The organism is Arthrobacter sp. TJ-236, from assembly GCF_058269235.1.
On the sequence record NZ_JBZCNI010000002.1, the window covers coordinates 141955 to 158863 of the forward strand.

Here is a 16909-nt window from a genome sequence, read left to right on the forward strand (position 1 = left end):
CTTCGAGCACCAGCGGTTACTACGTCGAGGTCGCTCCCGGCTCGCGGCGGCACGAATCCCACCCGAGGGGTTGGCTCAGTTCGGCTGGTGCTCCCTTCTGGCAAGTCACCCTCTCCCGTCCCCTGAGCGGCCGAGAAGTACAGGCTGGGGGTCGAGGACCGGTGTTGGCACGTCGGAGCAGCTGAAGTTGGTAGCCTCGAATGATAAGCCAGCTGAGTCATGGGGGCAGGAGTCGGTCGGTGGCCTCACAATGCCAGTCGAACGGCTCGGGCAGGATCGTCGAAATGAAGGTTCACGTCATGAGTTCACAACCGCAGGTCCAGCAGTTCAGGGAGGCCCTCTCGGACAGTGGATTGTCGTTACAACGTGTCTGGGTCACGTACTACGCCCTGGGTGGTGCCGTGTCACAGTTCGAGCTCGAGGCGTACCTGGGTGGATTGCTGGCGCTCGAGGACAGGGAATGCGACATCCTCGCGGAGGCGACGAACGAGCTCCTCGGCGACAGCGGGGAGAAGATTCCGGTGAGTGCGTCGTCCGATGGCTCGTTGCCGGACGCGCCGGGCTCCCGACACGAGCTCGGCGCCGCCGGTGCGTTCCTGCTCACCCCCAGGGAACAGGAACTGGAACGCCTGCACGCGGTGACCCGCTCCGGTCTGCTGGACACCGAGCATGAGGAGCGATTCGATGCGATCACGCAGGAAGCCAAGGACTATTTCGACGTGAGCTCCTCGATCGTCGCCCTGATCGATGACCGGCGGCAGTTCCTGAAGTCCGTCATCGGACCGGTGCAGCAGAACATGCCGCGAGAGATTTCATTCTGCAACGCGACGATCCGCAACGCCGGCCCGCTGATCGTGCTCGACGCCCTCGAGGATGAACGGTTCAAGGACAACCCTCTGGTGGTGGGGGAGCCCTACATACGCTTCTACGCCGGTTACCCGCTCCGCGGACCCGGCGGGTGGACGATCGGCACGCTCTGCGTGATCGACCAGCAGCCACGGGAGTATTCGACGAGCGACGACGCGAAACTGCGTGTCCTCGCCCGTCGCGCCGAGGATCAGTTCGTCGGCCCTCGTCTCCTCGCCGATGCAGACGACGACGCACACGCCGGTCAGAGTGGGCCGCTCGACCAGCGGTAGGAAGCCGTCGGGGACAACTGGTCTCCTGGAAAGCGGTCAGGACGTGAAGTGGGTGATCGAGGTGCCGCCACTCGCCCGCAGGACGATGTCCTGTGCAAGGTGCCGAAGCTTGACGTTTCGGGCATTCGAGGCGCGCTTGAGGATGGCGGAGGCTTCTTCCTGGGTGCACCTGTTCTGGGCGACGATGATCCCGATCGCCATGTCGATGCTGGTCCGTGATTCCATGGCCGAGCGCATGTGGTGCGCCAGGTCCTGGCTCTGCGTGAGCCGTAACCGCAACTCGATCGAGGTGCTCGCCTGTTCGGCGAACACCGCCGCGACGTGTTGCCGGTCCGGGGAGAAGAACGCCACCGGCCGGGCATAGAAGTTCAGTGCGGCGGAGCCCCCCGCGCCGATCATCAAGGGAACGCTGAGGATGGAGGCGAATCCCCGGGACGCCGGCACGCCGAAGAACGGTGGATGCCGCGGATCCCCGGTGTCCTCGGCGACCTGCGGCTCGGACGCGCTGAGGGCATGGGGAGCGGGACCTTCACCCAGGGCATGCAGGGCAGCGAGGACCCCGTACATCTCCGTGACAACCGGCGATGCGCTGCAGAACAGGGCTTGCCCGTCCGTGTGACGGAGCATCAGCCCACAGGCGACGCGCTCCTCATCGCTGAGGAGCTCCGCGCCGACACGGGTGAGGTGTTCGAGGAAGACGACGATGTTGTCCTCAGGGGGCGTTGCGTCCCGGACGTCGATCACCTGCACTGCGTCATGGTCTGCATACGTTGAAGAGTACGCACACGTGGCCTCGCTACCACAGCGGCGTGCAGGGCTGATCATGGCGATGGGTGGGACGAGGCGTCGGGAAGCCGATGTTCGCCCCACCCATCACGCGTGCATCAGCGGCCGAGACGCCATCCCACCCGCCGCCGGCACCCGCGCTAGGGGTAGCGCACCAGGTAGCTCGGAATGCCCGTGTTCGCGTTGCTGACGGGCGCCCCGGTGTCGTTCACCACGTGATCGATGGTCCCCGCGCCGAGATTGACGGTCAGCACATGGTTCAGCACGACTCCCGGGGTGTCCGGTACCTCGAAACCGCGGGTGGCGCGGATGGTCGGGTCCACGTTCGTGAAGATGTACGAGCCGCCGCCCCACAGGGTGTGCTGCTCGACATCGTCCGCCACCTTGTAGCCGGCCCATCCCAGCACGCCGTCGTGCTGCCACGCCGCCTGGTTCGGCGGGTCGTAGGGGAGCTCGTTCTGGTAGAGGACGGTGCGGCCGCGCTCGCCGTTCCAGATGGTGTTGTACTCCTGGTAGTGCTCCACGAAGAGGCCTGTCGCGGTGACGTCGTCGCCGTTGATGATCACGCCGTTGCGCCCCGTGCTGACGTCCCAGCCGAACGCACCTTCGTTGCCGTGATCCGCGCGCCACACCCAGATGTGGTCGATCAGTACGTTGTCGCTGTTGACCTCGAGGTTGGTGTCGGCCTTGCCGACGTGCGGGCCCCCGATACGGAAGTAGACGTCGCTGAGGGTGGTGGGGTTGGCGGCGTCGTTCTTCTTCGCCCCGTTGGTGCCGTTCTTCGTGCCGATCTGCAGGAGGACCGGCGAGTTGACCGTGCCGCCGTCGATCGTGACGCCGGCGATCACCACGCCCGGTACGTCCGCGACGCGCATCGGGACGGCGCCGTTCACGGCGGTCAGCGTCGCGTGGCCGATCCCGAGCACCACGGTGTCGGCGCGCTTCACCCTGATGGTGTCCGCGATGTCGTAGACGCCCGGTGTCAGCAGGAGGTTCTTGCCGCGCGCCAGGGCGTTGTTGATGGCCTGGACGGAATCGCCGGGACGGGCTACGAAGAACTCGGACAGCGGGATGGTGCGCCCTGCGGTGAGGCCCTCGCCCCAGGAGATGCCGCGCGAGTTCGTCTCGGCCGCGGGCACGCGCACGCTGTACGCGCCGTTGGTGTCCGCGAAGAGGTAGGGCTTCTCGCGGCTGACCGGGGTCTCGTCCAGTGTGGTGTACGGGGGAACGGGGAAGCCCTCGTCCGCCGGCGCTCCCACGGTGCCCGAGAACACCTGGTTCCAGACGCCGTTGGACCAGCTGCCGATCTCACTGTTGCGGGTGAGCCACTGCTGCTGGGACCCGTTGACGACGTCGCCCGCCTTCGAGTCCGCGAGGTACCCGCCGCTGGCGAACTGCGGGCCGGCGGTGCAGTAGTCCATGAGGGAGAGCGTGCCGCCCGTGACGTTCACGCGGCGGAGCGAGACGGCCTGCGAGACGGCCCAGAAGTTCGCCGTGGCCCGGCAGCCGTCCTGGCCCGCGCCGTTGACCTCGAGCGTCAGGTTGGAGAGCGTGCGCCAGAAGTTGTTGAGGGCGATGCAGTTGGCCGTGCCGTTGTCCTCGAGGCACCGGTTGTAGACCTCGATCTTGCCGTTGATCACCACGTCCGAGGGTGAGGCGCCGAGCCCTGCCACCTCCGTGTAGTAGCCCACCTTGAACTGCAGCGGCTCGGCATCCGTGCCGTACGTTCCCGGGAGGAACAGGAGAGCGTCGCGCCGGGTACCCATCTCGTCGTCGATCTGCCGGGCATTGACCGCGTCCACCGTCGCCTGGATCTCGGCCACGGGCATGCTCGGGTCGAAGACGGTGACGTTCGGGCCGAAATCCGGCGAGGACGACGGCGGTGCCTTCTTCGCGGGTGCGGCCACCGCCGTCTGGGTGAGGATCGGTGTGGAGGGTGCTGCAGTGGCCGCTGCTCCGGAGCCCGTTGCGAGGAGCATCGATGCTCCGAGCAGGGCCGCCAGCCGCGTGCCGCGTGTCCGGATGAAAGGGGAGTTGGTCATGCTGGGTGGTTCCTCTCCGTCGAGGTGCCCTGGAGACAGGACGAGGAAATCGTGTCACCCCGGTGTGGCGTAGTACACCCCCGACGGCGACCTCCACCGCCCGCTTGTAGTCTGACGCGGTGACGAGGTTCATCCCTACAGACAGATCGTGGTCCGACGACGCCGTGCGGCGCATCGAGGCGGACGGCAACCGGTCGGCCGACACCCACCTGTTCGCCGTCCCCCTTCCGAAGCACTGGGGGGTCCAGGTGTACCTCAAGGACGAGTCGACGCACCGCACCGGGAGCCTCAAGCACCGCCTGGCGCGGTCGCTGTTCCTCTTCGGGCTGGTCAACGGCTGGATCACGGAGGGAACCACGATCGTCGAGGCGTCCAGCGGCTCCACGGCCGTCTCCGAGGCCTACTTCGCCCAGCTGCTCGGGCTGCCGTTCATCGCCGTCATGACCGCGACCACCAGTCGCGAGAAGATCGCGCTGATCGAGCAGTACGGTGGCACCTGCAGGTTCGTGGAGCACGCGTCGGACGTCTACGCCGCCGCGGAGGAGGTCGCCCGGCAGACAGGCGGCCACTACATGGATCAGTTCACCTTCGCCGAACGCGCCACGGACTGGCGTGGCAACAACAACATCGCCGAGTCGATCTTCGAGCAGCTCGCCCTCGAGCCGCATCCGGTCCCGGCGTGGATCGTCGTCGGTGCCGGCACGGGCGGCACCAGTGCGACCATCGGCCGGTACCTCCGCTATCACCGGCACCCGACGCGCCTCGCCGTCGTCGACCCGGAAGGGTCCGCCTTCTTCCCGGCCTGGGCCGAGCCCGGCTCGAGCCCGACGGGGCGCCCCTCGCGCATCGAGGGCATCGGCAGGCCGCGGCTGGAGCCGAGCTTCGTGCCGTCCGTCATCGACGCCATGATCCGTGTGCCGGACTCCGCGTCCGTCGCCGCGAGCCGGCATCTGCGCACGCTGACAGGTTTGCATGCGGGGCCGTCGACGGGCACGAATCTCTGGGGCGTCTGGCAACTCGTGGCCGATCTCGTGGCCGACGGCCGCACGGGGAGCATCGTCTCGCTCATGTGTGATTCCGGGGACAGGTACGGGGCCACGTACGGGGACGACGCCTGGCTCGCACGGCAGGGACTCGACCCTCAGGCGCCCACGGCCGTGCTGGAGGAGTTCTTCGCCACGGGAACCTGGCCGGTCCAGGACGAACGGTCCGCCGAGGTCGCTCGGGGCCACTGATCGGTCGCCGGCCCAGGAGTCAAGGGCGTGGCCGCCGGTCGATGGCCCTTGAGAGCCGTCGCAGCGCGGTGCTATTGCTGGGGAAGCACCACGCATACCGGCCCACCCACGAGGAGACACCATGGCAACGCCCGACGACGAAGAGCGCACCCTCAGTGAATGGAGCCGCACCCTGGCGCAGGCCCTGCAGATCCTGGATCTCGAGGTGGACCATCCGCGGCTCGTGGAGGTCGCCGAGCGCTCCTCGCATCATCTCTCCCCGCACGCCGGCGCGATCAGCGCCTTCATGGTGGGGTACGCCGCCGGCACGGTGACCACGGACGGACGCGAGGAGACGAGCGCCGCGGTGGAGAAGGCCGCGAAGACCGTGCTCACCATCATCGCGAAGGACGAGCAGACGCAGGAGGAGAAGGGCTGGACGGGCTCGGCCCAGTAGCGACGGCCTACGAGCGACGGCCGACGACAGGCACGCTCAGACGCCGACCGGCGTCCGTTCCCGCAACCGCGCCACAGTCCACACGAGCACCGCGGCGACGGGCACTGCCACGAGCAGGCCGAGCCCCGAGTAGCCGAGGAGCACCAGCGCGGGCCCGGCGAGCGCGCCGCCCGAGGCGCCCGCCAGGTTCATCACGAGGTCCGAGGAGCCCTGCGCGGCAGCGCGCTCGTGCACGGCGACGACGCCCGCGAGCAGCGCCGACGCCGAGACGATGCACGCCGACCATCCGAGCCCGAGCAGGATCAGGCTCACGGTGACCCACGTCTGCGACTCGGCTCCGCGCCACGCGACGAGCAGGGCGGTGAGCAGCAGCACCTGACCGCAGAGGATGCCGCGCACGGCGCCCGCGCGGTCGGCGAGCCAGCCGAAGAGGGGGGAGAGCGCGTACATCCCGGCGATGTGCAGGCTGATGGTGAGCCCGACGATCGAGAGGGTGGCCCCGTGATCGTGCAGGTGGACGGGCGTCATCGACATGAGGGACACCATGGCCGCATGGCTGACCGCGATGGTGACGACGGCGAAGCGCGCTCCCGGTGTGCGGGCGAGGACCGCGAGACCGTGGCGTCGGGCCGGGCGGGAACCGGCGCCGTCGGACGGGGAAGCAGGGGAGGCCGGCGCGGCGTCGTCCTGGGCGCGGAGGGCGGTCAGCAGGGGGTCGGGGCGCAGTGCCAGCCGGTAGACGAGTGCTGCGGCGGTCTGCGCGGCCGCCGTGAACACGAAACCACCGCTCAGGGGCGGGATGCCGAGCACGACGGCGACCGCCTGGCCCGGCTCGAAGAGGTTGGGTCCCAGCACGGCCCCGATGGTCGTGGACCAGACGACGACGGACAGGCTGCGTCCGCGGGTGGATTCCGTCGCGAGGTCGGTCGCGGCGAAGCGCGCCTGCAGGCCGGTGGCAGCGCCTGCGCCCAGGAGGACGAGCGCCACGAGCAGCAGGGGGAACAGGGACAGCGTTGCCGCGGTGATCGCCAGCAGGGCACCGAGGCAGGCGATGGCCGAGCCGGTGGCCAGCGCGACCCCACGGCCTCGGAGTTGTGCGAGCTGCGCGAGCGGCACAGCCGCGGCGGCGGCACCGAGCGTGGCCATGGTCGCAGCCATCCCCGACCACGCGCTCGATCCCGAGGTCTCCGCTGCGAGCAGCGCCCCGAGGCTGAGGGTGGCGCCCGCGCCGATACCGCCGAGGATCTGCGCGACGACCAGCACCCGAACCACGCGGCGCTGATGGAGAGCCCGCTCGTCCTGCTGCTGCCCGATCATGCCCTGCTCCCGTCCGTCGAACGTGAGCAGTCTATCGACGACGCATCCGTGACCAGTGGCGCGGTATGGGCGGCCGCGCGTATCAACGCGACGCAGCCTGGTGCCGGAGGCGTCCGCTACCCGCGGTCACCTCCGGCGTCGGCGGATCAGGCGTTCGCTGCCTCCGCGACCTTTGCCGGCGTCGTCCCGCTTCCCGGGAAGCCGTCCGGCTCCGTGTCCGGCACGGGCGCGGGAGCCACGGCCGAGGAGTCATGACTGGCCGGCGCCGTGTGGAGACTCGGCTCGAACCGGACGATGACCTGCTTCGACGTGGGGGTGTTGCTTCCCTGCGCCACGTGGGTGAGGGGGATCAGCACGTTGGCCTCGGGATAGTACGACGCCGCGCAGCCACGGGCCGTGGGGTACGTGACCACGCGGTAGGCACGGAGCACTCGCTGCACCCCGTCGTCGTGCACTCCGTGGATGTCCACGTTCTGGCCGTCCTCCAGGCCCAGCTCGGCGATGTCCTCGGGGTTGATGAACACCACGTGGCGGCCCTTCTTGATCCCGCGGTAGCGGTCGTTGTTGCCGTAGATGGTGGTGTTCCACTGGTCGTGCGAACGGAGGGTCTGCAGGATCAGCGTCCCCTCCGGCCGCTCGAGGTACTCGAGGTCGTTGACCGTGAGCACCGCTTTACCCGTGGGGGTGTTGAACGTACGGGAGTCGCGCGGGCCGTTGGGGAGGATGAACCCGCCCTTGCGGCGGATCTTCACGTTGTAGTCCTCGCAGCCCTCGACCACGCGGGAGATGTGGTCGCGCACGAGGTCGTAGTCCTTCTCGAACCCTGCCCAGTCGGCGTTGATCCTGCCGTCGATGGTCGCCATGGCGAGCCGCGAGATGATGGCCGGCTCCGAGAGGAGGTTGTCCGACACCGGCTCCACGGTGCCCGATGACGCGTGGACGGCACACACGGTGTCCTCGACCGAGACGAACTGCTCGCCCGTGGCCTGGCGGTCGATCTCCGTGCGGCCCTTGCAGGGCAGGATCAACGCCTCCTCGCCCGTGATGAGGTGCGAGCGGTTGAGCTTGATGGAGATCTGGACCGTCATGTCGGTGTTCTGGAAGGCCTTCTCGGCGATCTGGGTGTCCGAGACGGCGGAGACGAGGTTACCGCCGAGCGCCACGAGCACCTTCACCTTGCCGTCGCGCATGCGGCGGACCGACTCGACGACGTCGGCCCCGTGCTCTCGCGGCGGCTCGAAGTTGAATTCGCGGCCGAGGGCGTCCATGAAAGTGGGCGGCATCTGCTCCCAGATGCCCATCGTGCGGTCACCCTGCACGTTGCTGTGCCCACGGATGGGGGAGGCGCCGGCGCCCTTCTTGCCGATGTTGCCGCGCAGCAGCAGGAGGTTGATCATCTCCTTGATGGTGGCCACGCCCTTCTTCTGCTGCGTGATGCCCATGGCCCAGGTGATGATGACCTTGTCGGCGGCGATGTAACGGGCGGCGAGCTCGTCGATCTCCACGGAGGTCAGACCCGTGGCCTCGAGGACCGTGGCTTCGTCCAGCTTCAGCAGGTAGTTCCGGAGTTCGTCCAGGCCCTCGCAGTGCTCCTCGAGGAACGCGTGGTCCAGCACCTTGCCCGGGTTCTCCTCCTCGGCCTCGAACACGCGCTTGGACACAGCCTGCAGCAGTGCCATGTCGCCGCCGGAACGCACCTGCAGGTACTGGTCCGAGATCTCGGTGCCCTTACCGGCCACGCCCTTGACCTTCTGCGGGTTCTTGTAGCGCTTGAGGCCGGCTTCCGGCAGCGGGTTGACGGCGACGATCTGTCCGCCGTTCTCCTTGCACGCCTCCAGCTCGGTCAGCATGCGCGGGTGGTTGGTGCCGGGGTTCTGGCCCATCACGATGATGAGGTCGGCGTCCGCGAAGTCGTCGAACGTGACGGTCGCCTTACCGATACCGATGGTTTGTCCCATGCCCCAGCCCGATGACTCGTGGCACATGTTGGAGCAGTCGGGCAGGTTGTTGGTGCCGTAGCCGCGGGCGAACAGCTGGTACATGAACGCAGCCTCGTTGGACGTGCGGCCGCTCGTGTAGAAGGCGGCTTCGTCGGGGGAGTCGAGGCTCTTCAGCTTGTTGCCGATCATGGTGAATGCTTCGTCCCAGCTCACCGGCCGGTAGTGATCCTCCCCCGCAGGCTTGTGCAGCGGTTCCGTAAGGCGGCCCTGCATGCCCAACCAGAACTCGGAGCGCTCGCGGAGCTCGGTGAGGGAGTTCTCGGCCCAGAAGTCGGTGGGGATGATGACCGGCGCGGCCTCCCACGTCACGGCCTTCGCACCGTTCTCGCAGAACTCGAACGCCTTTCGCTTGCTCGGGTCCGGCCAGGCGCAGCTCGGGCAGTCGAACCCGTCCTTCTGGTTCATCTTCAGGACGGTCTTCAGCGTCCGCTCGAGTCCCATGTGCTCGATGGCCGGCTTCATGGAGTGGTACACGCCGGGTAGGCCTGCCGCCCACTCCTTCGGGCCCTTGCCGACCTCGAGATCGGACTCGGTGACTTCCTCCACCTTCGGTTCCTTGCGTGCCATGGCGACAGTCCTCCTCCGCGGCCCGCGAGCGGGCGCATTCCGTGCGGGTAGGGAACCCGCGCTCTGTATCAGGCGTAACAGTCCGCGCGCGACGACGGCAAGGGGTGCCGCCGTCGGCTTACCTCCTTGACGTGGACGGAGGACCGTTTGTTTAGTTGACCTAACGAAATGTCAGGAGTATCGTTACTTAGAGCAACGAACTGGTAGGACGTTCGTGACGGTCAGGGGAGTCGGGATGTCGGTAGCGCAGCACACAGCGGCGGAACTGGTGCACAGCATCTTCGATCTGCAGCGCGCACTGCGCGGGGTCACCGCAGCCGGCATGAAGAACGCCGACCTGGGGCCCGCCCACACGGGCGTGCTCTTCTTCATCGGCGAGGGGAGCCCCATGAGGGCCTCCGCGCTCGCCGCCCGGCTCGGTATCGGCGCGTCCGCACTCAGCCGCCAGCTCGCCGACCTCGAGCAGGCCGGCTTCGTGGACCGGGCACCCGATCCGCTGGACGGCCGGGCGAGCCTGCTCTCCCTCTCACCGAGGGGGGAGCGCTACCTCGCCGAGACCTACGAGCGACGCGCGGCGACCCTGCGCGAGATCCTCTCCGATTGGACGGAGAACAAGGCCTACGTGGCGTCGTCGTCCGTGCAGCACCTGGCCGCGGCGCTCCGCTCGGCCGCGCACGACGCCGGCGCCCCCGGCGCGAGCAGCACCCGCACCACCCAGGACACGGGCAACGACGGCCGTCACCACCAGGACATCCCGTCCCAGACCACGAAGGAAGACCGCTGATGGCCACGCACTCGACGGACGTAGCGGCGTCCGCACGCCCCTCCACCCAAGCCTCCGCACCCTCCGCACCCTCCGCACCCGACGCAGCGCATCACGCGGGACCGAAGGGCAACGACGAGCCGATGAACCACCGGCAGATCCTGCAGGCCCTCACGGGACTGCTCGCGGGGCTCTTCACCGCGATCCTCAGCAGCACCATCGTGGCGAACGCGCTGCCCACCATCATGAGCGATCTCAACGGGTCCCAGACGGACTTCGCGTGGGTCATCACCGCCGCGCTGCTCGCCAACGCCGCCACCACCCCCATCTGGGGCAAGTTCGCCGACCTGTTCGACAAGAAGGTGCTGGTGCAGGTCAGCATCGTCATCTTCGTCGCGGGCTCCGTGCTCGCGGGGTTCGCGCAGAACATCCCGCTGCTGCTCACCGCCCGCGTCATCCAGGGTGTCGCCATGGGCGGGCTGACCGCCCTCGCGATGGCGATCATCGGGACCATCATCGCCCCGCGTGAGCGCGGCCGGTACTCGGGCTACCTCGGTGGCGTCATGGCCGTCGCGACCGCGGGCGGCCCGTTACTCGGCGGCTTCATCGTCGACTCGCCGCTCGGCTGGCGCTGGACGTTCTTCGTCTGCGTGCCGCTCGCCGTCGTCGCGCTGGTGCTGCTGCAGCTCACCCTGAAGCTCCCCGACACCCGCCGCAAGGCCCGCATCGACTGGCTGGGCGCGCTCCTGCTCACCGCGGGCGTGAGTCTGCTGCTCATCTGGGTCTCCTTCGCGGGCAAGGAGGGCTACTACGCGTGGTTCTCCCGCGAGAGCGCCCTCATGGTGGGCGGCAGCGTGATCCTCCTCGCGCTCCTCCTCGTGGTCGAGGCCAAGGCGCCGGAGCCCATGATTCCGCTGACCCTCATCACCGAGCGCACCACCGCCCTCGCGATCGTCGCCTCGATCGGCGTCGGGATCGCGCTCTTCGCCTCCTCCAGCTACCTCGGCCAGTACTACCAGGTGGCCCGCGGGGCCACGCCCACGGAGGCAGGTCTGCTGACCCTGCCGATGATCGCGGGCAACCTGCTCGGCTCCATCGGCGCCGGTCAGCTCGTGACCCGCTTCGGCAAGTGGAAGCGGTACCTCATCGCCGGTGCGCTGTTCCTCATCGCGGGCCTCGGCCTGGCCGGGACCATCGACCACCTCACGGACCTCCGGCTCGTCGGCGTGTACACCTTCCTGTTCGGCATGGGCCTCGGCCTCCTGCTGCAGAACCTCGTGCTCGCCGTGCAGAACACCGTGGCGGTCAAGGACATCGGCTCGGCCAGTGCGTCCGTGGCCTTCTTCCGCTCGCTCGGCGGTGCCGCCGGCGTCGCCGTCCTGGGTGCCCTGCTCGGCTCGCAGGTGGCCACCAAGACCACCGAGGGCCTCACCGCCGCGGGCATCCCGTCCTCGGGAGGCGCCGCAGGAGGGTCCCTGGATCTCGTTGACCTCCCCGCACCGATCGCGGACATCGTCCGGGCCGCCTACGGCGACAGCACGGCGCTGATCTTCCTCGTCTGCGCCGCCATCGCGCTGGTCAGCCTCGTCTGCATCCTCTTCATCAAGGAGACCCCGCTGCGGACCACGGTGGACATGGCCCCGGCTGCTCCCGCGGGACCTGCCGCGTCGATGTCCCCGGCGGCGACGTCCGCCCCTGTCGGTCTTCTCGCCGGCGGGAAGACCGGCGAGAAGACCGGCGGGACGACGTCCGCGTCCGGCGACGAGAAGGTGCACACGGGCGCACGACGTGCTGCGCGCGACGCCGAGCAGGCCGCCCGGCTCGAGGCGAAGGCCCTCGTCACGGACGACGGCGACCGCCGCGCGCGTGACGCGTCCGACGTCGTCGTCCGGCAGCCCTCGCACGGCCGCCACAGTGCCGGGCCCGTCGAGATCCTGCAGGGCGATCTCGAGCGTGCGGCCGAGGAGCTGGCCGACCTCGACCTGCTGGACCGCGCGGGCTCGCGCGGGTAACCCGGATCGAACGGAAAGGGAGGGACGCCATGGCGTCCCTCCCTTTTCGTGTCCGGGTCGTCGGTAGGGGGTCGCGACGACGCTTCAGGAATTGCCTCTTGTCCGCCGCGAGAATGTGACGTAGCGTACAGGCAGCCGGTCGTCGAAACGTTTAGACGATTAGATCCGGTCCCCGTCCTTCCCGCAGACATCGGAGTCAGCATGGCCAACATCCACGACGTGGCGCGCGTCGCAGGAGTGTCCATCAGCACCGTCTCCTATGCCCTCAGTGGCAAGCGGCCCATCGGCGAGCAGACACGCCTGCGGATCGACCAGGCCGTACGGGAACTCGACTACATGCCGAATGCGGCGGGCCGCATGCTCGCCGGCACCCGGACCCGGATCTTCGCGCTCACCGCTCCCCTGAGGAGTGACACCTACGCACCGGCCCACATGGCTTTCGTCCTCGCGGTCGCCACCGCTGCCCGCGCGCACGACTACGACGTCCTCCTGCTGACCGAGAACGAGGCCACCGAGGGTCTCCGCCGGGTCTCCTCGAGTCGCCTCGTCGACGGCATCATCGTCCTGGACGTCTCGGTCGACGACGAGCGTGCCGATCTCGTGCGGTCGCTCGGCGTGCCCGCGGTCCTGATCGGTGTGCCCGGCGACGCCGAGGGCCTCGTCTGCGTGGACCTCGACTTCGAGGCTGCCGCAGCGATGGCCGTCGACCGCCTCGTCGACGCGGGGCACACGTCGCTCGCGCTCCTCGGACACCCCCAGGCGGTCTACGAGCGTGGCTCGAACTTCCCCATGCGGTTCCGCGACGGCTTCCTGGCCCGGGCCTCGGAGCGCGGCGTCCGCGCGCTGTTCACCGTGGTCGAGAAGGACGCCTCCCAGGTCCGTGGGGCGCTCTTCGGGGTGCTCGATGCCGACCAGGCTCCCACGGGACTGGTGATCCACGCCGAGGAGGGCGTGCACAAGGGCGTCCTCGAGGCGATCGCCGGGCGCGGCCTCTCGATCCCGGGCGATCTCTCGGTCGTCGCCGGAGTGCCCACGTTCGACACCTCGGTGTTCACCCCGCCCCTCGACGTGATTCCGCTGATCCCGGCGGATTCCTGTGTCCGAGCCGTCGATCTCGCTGTGCAGCAGCTCGACGGCACCGTTGAACCGCGCGTCGAACTCGTCGCGCCGAGATACCGCGACCACGGCTCGGTCGCGGCACCCAGCCCGGGCAGCTAGCGCCGGGACCCTGTCCACCCACCAGTTCCACCTCGACGAGGGCCGGCATCGCCCGCCGTCGAAACGTTTCGATCAGTGTCGGCGATCAGCCGACCACTACAAGGGAGTAGGCCATGAAGAGAAGCAGAATGATCATCGGCGCAGCACTGACGGCAGCAGCGCTCGCCCTGTCCGGTTGCTCCGGCTCGGGCTCCGGTTCGGAGGGCTCCGCGGAAGGCGACGGGCAGACCCTCAAGCTGTGGCACTTCGAGAGCGAGACGAGCGCCATGGGGATCGCCTGGGAGGAGGCCATCAGGATCTTCGAGGAGGAGACGGGCGCCACCGTCGAGTTCGAGGAGCGCAGCTTCGAGCAGATCCGGTCCACGGCGAGCCAGGTGCTGAACTCGGACGAGGCCCCGGACCTCCTCGAGTACAACAAGGGCAATGCGACGGCCGGGCTGCTCTCCAGCCAGGGCCTGCTCAGCAACCTCGACGAGGCCGTGAAGGAGTACGGCTGGGACGAGAAGCTGGCGCCGTCGCTGCAGACCACCGCGAAGTACGACGAGCGCGGCATCATGGGCTCCGGCAGCTGGTTCGGCATACCGAACTACGGCGAGTTCGTGGAGGTCTACTACAACCAGGACATGTTCACCGCGGCAGGGCTCGAGGTCCCGACCACCCTCGACGAGTTCGAGGACGTGATGCAGGCGTTCACGGACCAGGGCATCACGCCCATGGCCCAATCCGCAGCGGAGTACCCGCTGGGGCAGCTCTGGTACCAGCTCGCGCTGACCCAGGCGGACCGCGAATGGGTCGAGGACTACCAGCTGTACACGAACCCGGTGGACTGGCAGGGCGAGGAGGTCTCCTACGCCACCGAGACCGTCAAGGAGTGGACGGACAAGGGCTTCATCTCCACCAACGCCACGGGCTCGACGGCGGAGGACGCCGGCACCGCCTTCATCAACGGGACGAACCCGATCTTCTTCTCGGGTAGCTGGTGGCACAACCGCTTCACCACCGAGGCCACCGGCTTCGAGTGGGGCACGTTCCTCTTCCCCGAGGCCGAACTGGCACCGGGATCCGCGGGCAACATGTGGGCCGTACCGGAGAACGCGGCCAACAAGGAGCTCGCCTACGAGTTCATCGACATCACCATGCGCCCGGATATCCAGAACCTGATCGGCAACAACGGCGGCGTCCCCGTCGCGGCGGACCCGGCGGACATCACGAACGAGAAGAGCTCCGAGCTGATCGCCAACTTCAACGCCCTCACCGAGAAGGACGGCATCGCCTTCTACCCGGACTGGCCCACCCCCACGTTCTACGACGAGCTGAACGCCGGTCTCCAGGAGCTCCTGAACGGGACCACGTCCCCCGAGGAGTTCCAGGAGCAGGTCGGCGAGCAGTACCAGAGCGGCGTCGACGACATCGTCGGCTGACGGCCGAACCCCCACCCCTGATCGTGCCGCCAGGCCAGTCCCGGCCCGGCGGCACGACCGACCCCCGACCACCACGTCTGGAAGGTGCACGCCCATGGCGATCGCAACCCGGTCGAAGGAGCGCGTCCGGCGCTCCGCCCCCACCAGCCTCATCCCCGGCTCGAGCAGCACGTCCTTCTGGTTCTACCTGCTGCCCGGGCTCGCACTGCTCACGCTCATCATCGTGGTCCCCCTCCTGTGGAACGTCTACCTGACGTTCACCTCCTACCGCGGCATCCGGCCGCCGGAGTTCATCGGCCTCGAGAACTGGGTGGAGCTGGCCGGCGACACCACGTTCTGGACCTCGTTCCGCAACTCCGTCGCCATGATCATCGCGATGGTGGTGGTCCCCACCGTGCTGGGCCTCGTCCTCGCCGCGATGCTCTTCGACCTCATCGGCCGGAAGTTCGGCGGCCGTGTGGCCAGCTTCCTCCGCGCCACCTACTACCTGCCGCAGATCCTGCCGGGCGTCATCGCGGCGATCGTGATCGGCTGGATCCTCCGGCCCGAGAACGGTGCGCTCAACCAAGTGCTCGCCGGCGTGGGGCTCGGCGGCCTGCAGGGCAACTGGCTCGGCAGCCCGGAGACCGCCCTGCCGAGCATCATGGTGATCATGGTCTGGGTGCAGCTCGGCTACCCCGTGGTCATCTTCATGGCGGCCCTGCAGCGCGTGGACCCCGAGCTCTACGAGGCCGCCGAGCTCGACGGCGCCAACTGGTTCCAGCGCTTCCGCGCCATCACCGTGAGCATCATCCGGCCCGAGATCTTCGTGGTCACGCTCACCTGCGCCATCGCGGCGCTGAAGGTCTTCGGACCCATCTACGCGCTGACCGGCGGTGGCCCGGGGACCTCGACGATCGTCCCCGCCTACTACGCCTACAGCGAGTTCTTCCAGTCCCAGCAGGTGGGCTACGGCGCCACGATCGCCACCGCGCTGACGGTGGTCATCGCCGTCGTCAGCATCATCTTCGTCCTCGTGCAGACGAGGCTCGAACGCAGTGAGGAGGCACGCTGATGGCCATCACCGACAGCCCTGCCGGCACCCCCGCCGGTACGATCACCCGGGACGCACTACAGGCCCCGCGGCCACGACGTGGCGGAGGCCGCGCGCGGAAGACGCCGGGGGACTGGGTGATCCTCGCGATCGCCGCCCTGATCGGGCTGCTCATCGCCGTCCCGTTCCTGCTGATCCTCGCCAACTCGTTCAAGTCACCCGCGGACTACGCCACCGGCGGGCCGCTCTCGCTGCCGTCCTCGCTGTACTTCGACGGCATCACGGCCTTCTGGGAGCGCGTCGACTTCCCGCGGAAGCTCTGGAACAGCTTCTTCATCAGTACCGTGGTGGCCGTCCTGGCGGTCGGTATCTCGATGTTCAACGCCTTCGCGCTCGGCATCGGGCGCGTCCGCGGCCGGACCTGGCTGGTGCTGCTGATCCTGCTCGCGAACATGCTGCCGCAGGAGGTGCTCCTCTACCCGCTCTACTTCATGTTCCGCGAGGTGGGCCTCTACGACAGCCAGTGGGCCGTGATCATCATCTTCACGGTCATCCAGAGTGCGTTCGGCACCTATCTGCTCGCCTCGGTGTACGGCACGTTCCCCAGGGAACTGCTGGAGGCGGCGTCGCTCGACGGCGCGAGCCGCTGGCAGATCCTCTGGCGCGTGATCTTCCCGATCTCCCGGCCCACGCTGAGCGTGCTGCTCATCTTCTTCTTCATCTGGACCTGGAACGAGTTCCTGATCCCGCTGACGTTCCTCGTGGGCAATGACAACCAGACCGTACCCGTGGCCATCACCGTCCTGCAGGGCGACCGCCTCATGGACGTCACCACCACGAGCGCCTCCGCCCTCCTCGGGCTCCTTCCCACGCTCATCTTCTTCCTCATCTTCCAGCGCACCCTCACCCGGGGCATCACAGCAGGAGCAGTCAAGTAACC

13 protein-coding genes are annotated in these 16909 nt (G+C 68.3%); 9 read left to right on the top strand and 4 right to left on the bottom strand.

What is annotated here, in order from left to right; all coding sequences use genetic code 11:
- Positions 1–299 precede the first annotated feature (299 nt).
- A complete protein-coding gene (locus AC4D16_RS09410) occupies positions 300–1139 on the top strand; it encodes a GAF domain-containing protein (protein ID WP_490954785.1) in 840 nt (279 codons plus the stop codon).
- A gap of 36 nt (positions 1140–1175) precedes the next feature.
- Here AC4D16_RS09410 and AC4D16_RS09415 read toward each other — a convergent pair whose 3' ends face one another.
- On the bottom strand, positions 1176–1889 hold the full coding sequence (locus AC4D16_RS09415) for a GAF and ANTAR domain-containing protein (protein WP_490954786.1): 714 nt from the start codon (positions 1887–1889) through the stop codon (positions 1176–1178).
- Between the two features lie 176 nt (positions 1890–2065).
- Positions 2066–3967: a pectate lyase-like domain-containing protein gene (locus tag AC4D16_RS09420; RefSeq protein ID WP_490954787.1), complete on the bottom strand. Its 1902-nt coding sequence runs from the start codon at positions 3965–3967 to the stop codon at positions 2066–2068.
- A gap of 119 nt (positions 3968–4086) precedes the next feature.
- Between AC4D16_RS09420 and cds1 the strand changes: the two genes are divergently transcribed.
- Together cds1 and AC4D16_RS09430 are read left to right on the top strand one after the other, a co-directional pair.
- Positions 4087–5202, top strand: coding sequence for an L-cysteine desulfhydrase Cds1 (gene cds1 / locus AC4D16_RS09425; protein WP_490950497.1), 1116 nt, complete (start codon positions 4087–4089; stop codon positions 5200–5202).
- A gap of 121 nt (positions 5203–5323) precedes the next feature.
- Complete coding sequence (locus AC4D16_RS09430) at positions 5324–5638, top strand: DUF6457 domain-containing protein (RefSeq protein WP_490954788.1); 315 nt, start codon at positions 5324–5326, stop codon at positions 5636–5638.
- A gap of 36 nt (positions 5639–5674) precedes the next feature.
- Here the strand turns inward: AC4D16_RS09430 and AC4D16_RS09435 are convergent, their stop codons facing one another.
- Positions 5675–6955 carry an MFS transporter gene (locus tag AC4D16_RS09435; RefSeq protein ID WP_490954789.1) on the bottom strand — a complete coding sequence of 427 codons (1281 nt, stop codon included), beginning with the start codon at positions 6953–6955 and terminating at the stop codon, positions 5675–5677.
- 146 nt (positions 6956–7101) lie between these two features.
- The gene (locus tag AC4D16_RS09440; protein WP_490950494.1) at positions 7102–9522 is read right to left on the bottom strand and encodes an FdhF/YdeP family oxidoreductase; all 2421 of its coding nucleotides are present in this window, start codon (positions 9520–9522) and stop codon (positions 7102–7104) included.
- 235 nt (positions 9523–9757) lie between these two features.
- On the opposite strand from AC4D16_RS09440, the gene AC4D16_RS09445 reads away from it, so the two are divergent.
- From AC4D16_RS09445 to AC4D16_RS09470, 6 genes are all read left to right on the top strand, one after another.
- The gene (locus AC4D16_RS09445) at positions 9758–10306 is read left to right on the top strand and encodes a MarR family winged helix-turn-helix transcriptional regulator (RefSeq protein WP_490954790.1); all 549 of its coding nucleotides are present in this window, start codon (positions 9758–9760) and stop codon (positions 10304–10306) included.
- A gap of 122 nt (positions 10307–10428) precedes the next feature.
- Positions 10429–12297, top strand: a complete 1869-nt coding sequence (locus AC4D16_RS09450) for an MFS transporter (RefSeq protein ID WP_490950658.1) — start codon at positions 10429–10431, stop codon at positions 12295–12297.
- A gap of 201 nt (positions 12298–12498) precedes the next feature.
- Positions 12499–13515: a LacI family DNA-binding transcriptional regulator gene (locus AC4D16_RS09455; protein ID WP_490954791.1), complete on the top strand. Its 1017-nt coding sequence runs from the start codon at positions 12499–12501 to the stop codon at positions 13513–13515.
- Between the two features lie 113 nt (positions 13516–13628).
- Positions 13629–14936: an ABC transporter substrate-binding protein gene (locus tag AC4D16_RS09460; protein WP_490954792.1), complete on the top strand. Its 1308-nt coding sequence runs from the start codon at positions 13629–13631 to the stop codon at positions 14934–14936.
- 94 nt (positions 14937–15030) lie between these two features.
- Positions 15031–15990 carry a carbohydrate ABC transporter permease gene (locus AC4D16_RS09465; RefSeq protein ID WP_490950490.1) on the top strand — a complete coding sequence of 320 codons (960 nt, stop codon included), beginning with the start codon at positions 15031–15033 and terminating at the stop codon, positions 15988–15990.
- Entirely contained in the window at positions 15990–16907 is a 918-nt protein-coding gene (locus AC4D16_RS09470) for a carbohydrate ABC transporter permease (RefSeq protein ID WP_490950489.1), read from the top strand. The genes AC4D16_RS09465 and AC4D16_RS09470 overlap by 1 nt, the downstream gene beginning before the upstream one ends.
- Positions 16908–16909: the final 2 nt, after the last annotated feature.